Source organism: Streptomyces sp. NPDC043854, assembly GCF_056436005.1.
Window position 1 is genome coordinate 1 of sequence record NZ_JBWKDK010000025.1, and the last position, 7,277, is coordinate 7,277.

The following is a 7,277-nucleotide window of genomic DNA, read 5'->3' on the forward strand; positions in this document are numbered from 1 at the left end:
AGGTGTGGGGGTGGCACGAGGTTCGCCTGGGGAACTGGGGGAGGGGGGGGGGTTGGGGGGGGTCCCCTCTGCCGCCTCCCTCCCCCCCGCCTGCCGGCGGGGGCGCCGCGGCCCGGGCCGCGTTCTCCCCTGCGGCTGCCGTACGGTAGCCGGGCGGAGCCTGCGAGGCGGTCACCGCGGCCGCCACCAGTGCGCATGCAACAGCGGCGGTCCCGCCCCTGCGCAGCCTGCCACGAGCCGTCCACCGAGCCGACATGAGCCGGTCCCCTCCCCCTCGACGTCGGCGTGACCCTACGTCAGCTCCCTTCACACCGCACCGATCAGCGCCCGGGCTTCACCACTTCCCCACGTCATGTGCAGGTCACGCATACTGTCCGGACCAGTTCGGGACGCATTGGCCAGAAGTAAAGACTCCGTCACCCGACGTGAGCCGATGCCCGTCCGACCCGACGCCGCCGAACCACCAAGAGGTGCCGTGCCGTTCACCCTCAGCCATGCCGCCGCCGTCCTGCCCGCCGTACGCCACACCGGCCGTGCGCGCGGCCCGCTCGTCGCCTCCGCGCTCGTCCTCGGCTCGTTCGCACCCGACACCTTCTACTTCGCGGACGCCGTCGTCGGCGGCGTCATGCAGTACGGCGGGTTCACGCACTCGCTGCCCGGCGCGCTGACCGCGGACGCCGTCCTGACGGCCGTTCTGGCGGCCTGCTGGCTGCTGTTGCGCGAGCCGCTGGTCGCGCTGCTGCCGCGGGCCCGCCAGGGCCGGGTCCACGCCCTGCTTCGGGGCGAGGACTGGCGGGGCGGGCCGGGCGGACGGGGCGCACGGCGGCCGGCGGTGCTCGCGCTGTGGTTCTACCTCTCGGCGGTGCTGGGCTCGCTGACGCACGTGGCGTGGGACAGCTTCACGCACCTGGACCGGTGGGGGACCAACGCCCTGCCCTGGCTCGGCGAGCCGATCGCGTACGGGTACCCGCTCTACACCTACCTCCAGTACGGCTCGTCGGCGGTCGCGGCCGGCGCGCTGCTCTGGTTCGCGGCGACGGCCGTGCGCCGGATGCCCGACCGGCCCGCGCCCGCGGCGGTGCCGGTCCTGAGCCGGGCCGGGGTACTGGTCTCGGCCGCCCTCGTGGCCGGGTGCGTGGCCGCCGGGGTCACCGCGCGGGTGCTGCGCTTCTTCACGTTCTACGACCGGATCCGCTCGCCCCTCGACATCGTCCCGACCGTCTGCTTCGGCGCGGGCGCCGGCCTCGCGGTGGGCCTGGTGCTGTACGGGGCCCTGGTGCGGCTGCGGTACCGCCGCCGCCCGGACCGTGGCGGGGACGACCCGAACGGCCCGGGCGGCCGGCGCCCCGCGGACACGGAATCGCCCGAGCCCCTCCGTACCAGGTAGCCCGCACATGCACGCGCGCCCGCCCCCGCCGGACGGCGGGAACGGGCGCGCGGCACACGGCTCCGGGCCAGTGCGCGGCCGGCGCTCGGTCGGCGCCCCGGGTCAGTGCGCGGCGGACTCCCAGTCGGGGCCGACGCCCACGGACACGTCCAGCGGGGCCCGCAGCTCGACGGCGGCGGCCATCTCGCGGCGCACCAGCTCCTCGACCCGCTCGCGCTCGCCCGGGGCGATCTCCAGCACGATTTCGTCGTGGACCTGGAGCAGCATCCGCGACGTCAGGCCCGCCTCGGCGATCGCCCGGTCCACGCGGAGCATGGCGACCTTGACGATGTCGGCGGCGGTGCCCTGGATCGGGGCGTTCAGCGCCATCCGCTCGGCGGCCTCGCGGCGCTGGCGGTTGTCGCTGCCCAGGTCCGGCAGGTAGCGGCGGCGCCCGAAGATCGTCGCCGTGTACCCGGTGGCGCGGGCCTCGTCGACGACGCGCTGGAGGTAGTCCCGGACCCCGCCGAACCGCTCGAAGAAGGTCTCCATCAGCCCGCGCGCCTCAGCCGGCTCGATCCCGAGCTGCTGGGCGAGGCCGAAGGCGGAGAGCCCGTACGCGAGCCCGTACGACATCGCCTTGATCTTGCGCCGCATCTCGGCGTCGACGGCGGAGCGCTCCACGCCGAACACCTGGGAGGCGACGGTGGTGTGCAGGTCCTCGCCCGACAGGAAGGCCTGGATCAGGCCCTCGTCCTCGGACAGGTGGGCCATGACGCGCAGCTCGATCTGGCTGTAGTCGGCGGTCATGAGGGACTCGTAGCCCTCGCCGACGACGAACCCGCGGCGGATGGCGCGGCCCTCGTCGGTGCGCACCGGCACGTTCTGCAGGTTGGGGTCGGTGGAGGACAGGCGTCCGGTTGCGGCTGTGGTCTGGCTGAAGCTGGTGTGCACCCGGCCGTCGGCGGCGATCGTCTTGACCAGGCCCTCCACGGTCACCCGCAGCTTGGCCTGCTCCCGGTGCCGCAGCATGATCACGGGCAGGTCGTGGTCGGTCTGCGTGGCCAGCCAGGCCAGGGCGTCCGCGTCCGTGGTGTAGCCGGTCTTGGTCTTCTTGGTCTTCGGCAGGTCCAGCTCGCCGAAGAAGACCTCCTGGAGCTGCTTGGGCGAGCCGAGGTTGAACTCGTGGCCCACCGACGCGTGCGCCTCCTTCACGGCCTGCTGCACGGCCCCGGCGAACTGCTGCTCCATGGCCTCCAGGTGGTCGCGGTCGGCTGCGATGCCGGCCCGCTCCATCCGGGCCAGCAGCTCGGACGTGGGCAGCTCCATGTCGTGCAGCAGGTCGGCGGCGCCGACCTCCACGAGCTTGCCGGTGAAGGCCTCGCCGAGGTCCAGGACGGCGCGGGCCTGCGCCATCAGCGCCTCGGCCTCAGCGGTGTCGTCGGCGCCGAAGGCCAGCTGGCCGTCGGCCGCGGGGGGCTGGAGCTCACGGCCCAGGTACTCCACCGACAGCACGTCCAGCGCGAAGGACCGCCGGCCCGGCTTGACCAGGTAGGCGGCGAGGGCGGTGTCCATGGTGACCCCGTCCAGGCTCCAGCCGTGCTCCGGGAAGACCCGCATGAGGATCTTGGCGTTGTGCACGACCTTGGGCCGGTCCGGGTCGGCGGCCCAGGCCGCGAAGGCCTGCTCGTCGGCCTCGTCCAGCGCGGACGGGTCGAACCAGGCGGCCGCCCCGCCGGCCGCGGCCAGCGCGACCTCGGCGACGCTGCCCTGGCCCAGCGCCCAGCTGTCCACGGTGGACACGCCGAGGGGGCCGCCGCCGTGGGCCGCGAGCCACGGCGCGAGCTCGCCCGTACCCAGCACGGACCCGTCCAGCGCCACGCCGGCGGCCGGAGCCGGGGCCTCCTCCTGCTCGGCGCCCGGGTCCACCGCCAGCAGCCGCTCGCGCAGCGAGGCGTTGCGGATCTCCAGCACGTCCAGCACGCCGGTCACGGCGGACCGGTCGTACGGGGCGCGCTCCAGGTCGGCCGGGGTCTTGTCCAGCTCCACGTCGCGGACCATCTCGGTCAGGACCCGGTTGAGCTTCACGGCCTGAAGGTGGTCGCGGAAGTTCTGCCCGACCTTGCCCTTGACCTCGTCGGCCCGCTCCACCAGCTCCGCGAACGACCCGAACTGGTTGATCCACTTGGCGGCGGTCTTCTCGCCGACGCCCGGGATGCCCGGCAGGTTGTCCGACGGGTCGCCGCGCAGCGCCGCGAAGTCCGGGTACTGCTGCGGGGTCAGCCCGTACTTCTCCACGACCTTCTCCGGCGTGAAGCGGGTCAGCTCGGAGACGCCCTTCGTCGGGTACAGCACCGTGGTGTGCTCGGAGACCAGCTGGAAGGAGTCCCGGTCACCGGTGACGATCAGCACCTCGTAGCCGAGCGCCTCCGCCTGCGTCGCCAGCGTCGCGATCACGTCGTCGGCCTCGAAGCCCTCGACCGCGAACCGCGGCACGCTCATCGCGTCCAGCAGCTCGCCGATCAGCTCCACCTGCCCCTTGAACTCGTCCGGGGTCGAGGAGCGGTTCGCCTTGTACTCGGGGAACTCCGTCGAGCGCCACGTCTTGCGCGAAACGTCGAACGCCACCGCGAAATGCGTGGGCGCCTCGTCGCGCAGCGTGTTCGCCAGCATCGACGCGAAGCCGTAGATCGCGTTCGTCGGCTGGCCGGTCACCGTGGTGAAGTTCTCCGCGGGCAGCGCGAAGAACGCCCGGTACGCCAGGGAGTGCCCGTCCATGAGCATCAGGCGGGGGCGGTCCGCTGCGGTCGTCTGGTCGGTCTTCTTCGATGCGTTCTCTGCCACGCCCCCGATCCTAGGCGGCCCCACCGACAATTCCGGCGTCGGCGATGTCACCCGGGCGTGACAGGATCGGAGGCGTACGCCAAGGCGCACGGCACGGCCCGGGCGCGCACTGCTCGACAGCTCAAAGGGGAGCGACATGGCCACCAAGCCGCCCGCAGGTGATCCCGTCCAGGACGCGCCGCAGGTCGCGCCCCCCAAGCATGCCGCGGCGGGCCTGCCCGCGATCGGGCACACCCTGCGCATCGCCCAGCAGCAGATGGGGCTGGCGCGCACCGCCCGCACCCTGCTCAAGGTCAACCAGAAGGACGGCTTCGACTGCCCGGGCTGCGCCTGGCCCGAGGGCGACAAGCGGCACACGGCCGAGTTCTGCGAGAACGGCGCGAAGGCGGTCGCCGAGGAGGCCACGCTGCGCCGGGTCACCCCCGAGTTCTTCGCCGCCCACCCGGTCTCCGACCTCGCCGGCCGCTCCGGGTACTGGCTCGGCCAGCAGGGCCGGATCACCCGGCCCATGCTCCTGGAGGAGGGCGCCGACCGGTACGAGGCCGTCACCTGGGAGCGCGCCTTCGAGATCATCGCCGAGGAACTGCGCGCCCTCGGCTCCCCCGACGAGGCCCTCTTCTACACCTCGGGCCGCACCAGCAACGAGGCCGCGTTCCTCTTCCAGCTGTTCGCCCGCGAGTTCGGCACGAACAACCTGCCCGACTGCTCCAACATGTGCCACGAGTCCTCGGGCTCCGCGCTCACCGAGACGATCGGCATCGGCAAGGGCAGCGTCTCCCTGGAGGACCTCCACCAGGCCGACCTGATCATCGTCGCCGGGCAGAACCCGGGCACCAACCACCCCCGCATGCTCTCCGCCCTGGAGAAGGCCAAGGCCTCCGGCGCGAAGATCATCTCGGTGAACCCGCTGCCCGAGGCCGGCATGGAGCGGTTCAAGAACCCCCAGACCCCGCTCGGCATGCTCCGCGGCACCCCCCTGAACGACCTGTTCCTCCAGATCCGCATCGGCGGCGACCAGGCCCTCTTCCGCCTCCTGAACAAGCTCGTGATCGAGACGCAGGGCGCCGTCGACGAGGACTTCGTCCGCGAGTACACCCACGGCTACGAGGAGCTGCGGGCCGCCGCGCAGGAGGCAGACTGGGCCGAGACCCTCACCGCCACCGGCCTGACCCGGCCCGAGATCGAACGCGCCCACGCCATGGTCCTGGCCTCGGAGCGGACCATCGTCTGCTGGGCCATGGGCCTGACCCAGCACAAGCACGCCGTCGCCACCATCCGCGAGGTGGTCAACCTGCTCCTGCTCCGCGGCAGCATCGGCCGCCCCGGCGCCGGCGTCTGCCCCGTCCGCGGCCACTCCAACGTCCAGGGCGACCGCACCATGGGGATCTTCGAACGCCCCGCCCCCGCCTTCCTCGACGCCCTCGACAAGGAGTTCGGGATCACCTCGCCCCGGCACCACGGCCACGACGTGGTCCGCTCCATCCAGGCCCTGCGCGACGGCGAGGCCAAGGTGCTCTTCGCGATGGGCGGCAACTTCGTCGGCGCGACCCCCGACACCGAGGTCACCGAGGCCGCGATCCGCCGCGCCTCCCTCACCGTGCACGTCTCCACCAAGCTCAACCGCTCCCACGCGGTCACGGGCCGGCGCGCGCTGATCCTGCCCACCCTGGGCCGCACCGACAAGGACGTACAGGCCTCGGGCCGGCAGTTCGTCACCGTCGAGGACTCCATGGGCATGGTCCACGCCTCCCGCGGCAACCTCGCCCCCGCCTCCCCGCACCTGCTGTCCGAGCCGGCGATCGTGGCCCGCATGGCCCGCGCCGTCCTCGGCGACGCCTCCGCCACCCCCTGGGAGGAGTTCGAGCGGGACTACGGCGCCATCCGCGACCGGATCTCCCGCGTCGTCCCCGGCTTCGAGGACTTCAACGCCCGCGCCGCCCGCCCCGAGGGCTTCCGGCTCCCGCACGCCCCCCGCGACGAGCGCCGCTTCCCGACGGCCACCGGCAAGGCCAACTTCACCGCCGCGCCCGTGGAGTACCCGAAGGTCCCCGAGGGCCGGCTCCTGCTGCAGACCCTGCGCAGCCACGACCAGTACAACACCACGATCTACGGCCTCGACGACCGCTACCGCGGGATCACCGGCGGCCGCCGCATCGTCATGGTCCACCCCGAGGACGCGGCCGAGCTCGGACTCGCCGACGGCTCCTACACGGATCTGGTCAGCGAGTGGCAGGACGGCGTGGAGCGGCGCGCGCCCGGCTTCCGCGTCGTCCACTACCCCACCGCCCGCGGCTGCGCGGCGGCCTACTACCCCGAGACGAACGTGCTCGTCCCGCTCGACTCCACCGCCGACACCAGCAACACCCCCGCCAGCAAGTCCGTCGTCGTGCGCTTCGAACCGGCCTGATAGAACGACGTCAGGACAAGATGGTTAACGAGCGTTGACGAACGGAGCCGGCCCATGGGCGAGCAGCACGCTGTGAAGTTCCCGCAGGAGGTCCTGGACGAGTACGCAGCCCTGGGCATCGACCTGCCCGCGCTGTTCTCGGCCGGCCACCTCGGCGAGCGGATGGACATCCGCATCCTCGAGGCGGCCCCCGACCGCGTCGTCGGGACCATGCCGGTCGAGGGCAACACCCAGCCCTACGGGCTCCTGCACGGCGGCGCCTCCGCCGTCCTGGCCGAGACCCTCGGCTCGGTCGGCGCCATGCTCCACGGCGGCATCGACAAGATCGCCGTCGGCGTCGACCTGAACTGCACCCACCACCGCGGGATCCGCTCCGGCCTCGTCACCGGCGTCGCCACCCCCGTCCACCGCGGCCGCTCCACCGCCACCTACGAGATCGTGATCAGCGACGAGCAGGACCGGCGGGTGTGCAGCGCCCGCCTGACCTGCCTGCTGCGCGACGCAGCCGCCGCACCGGCCGCCGAGGCCTGACCCGCCCCGCGCCCCCGGCCCCGGGGGGGGGCGGGGGGGGGGGGGGGGGGGGGGGGGGGGGGGGGGAGGAGAGGGGGGGGGGGGGAGGGGAGGGGGGGGGGGGGGGGTGGTAAGTCTGCCTCTGTAGCT

4 protein-coding genes are annotated in these 7,277 nt (G+C 73.2%); 3 read left to right on the forward strand and 1 reads right to left on the reverse strand.

Translation table 11 applies throughout. The annotated features are described in order from the left end of the window. Positions 1-475 precede the first annotated feature (475 nt). Positions 476-1,387 carry a DUF4184 family protein gene (locus tag AC068A_RS22440; RefSeq protein WP_478587634.1) on the forward strand — a complete coding sequence of 304 codons (912 nt, stop codon included), beginning with the start codon at positions 476-478 and terminating at the stop codon, positions 1,385-1,387. A gap of 102 nt (positions 1,388-1,489) precedes the next feature. Here AC068A_RS22440 and polA read toward each other — a convergent pair whose 3' ends face one another. Further along, positions 1,490-4,210 (reverse strand): DNA polymerase I, encoded by a 2,721-nt coding sequence (polA, locus tag AC068A_RS22445; protein WP_478587462.1) that lies wholly within the window; start codon positions 4,208-4,210, stop codon positions 1,490-1,492. Positions 4,211-4,346: 136 nt separating this feature from the next. Here polA and AC068A_RS22450 point away from each other — a divergent pair, with 136 nt between their 5' ends. Then, entirely contained in the window at positions 4,347-6,617 is a 2,271-nt protein-coding gene (locus AC068A_RS22450; protein WP_478587464.1) for an FdhF/YdeP family oxidoreductase, read from the forward strand. Positions 6,618-6,671: 54 nt separating this feature from the next. Further along, the gene (locus tag AC068A_RS22455) at positions 6,672-7,148 is read left to right on the forward strand and encodes a PaaI family thioesterase (RefSeq protein ID WP_478587466.1); all 477 of its coding nucleotides are present in this window, start codon (positions 6,672-6,674) and stop codon (positions 7,146-7,148) included. The last annotated feature ends 129 nt before the right edge of the window (positions 7,149-7,277 follow it).

Bases quoted from the DNA above. Each gene is read 5' to 3' on its own strand.
- AC068A_RS22450 (WP_478587464.1), top strand. From the start codon at position 4,347: ATGGCCACCAAGCCGCCCGCAGGTGATCCCGTCCAGGACGCGCCGCAG.
- AC068A_RS22455 (WP_478587466.1), top strand. From the start codon at position 6,672: ATGGGCGAGCAGCACGCTGTGAAGTTCCCGCAGGAGGTCCTGGACGAG.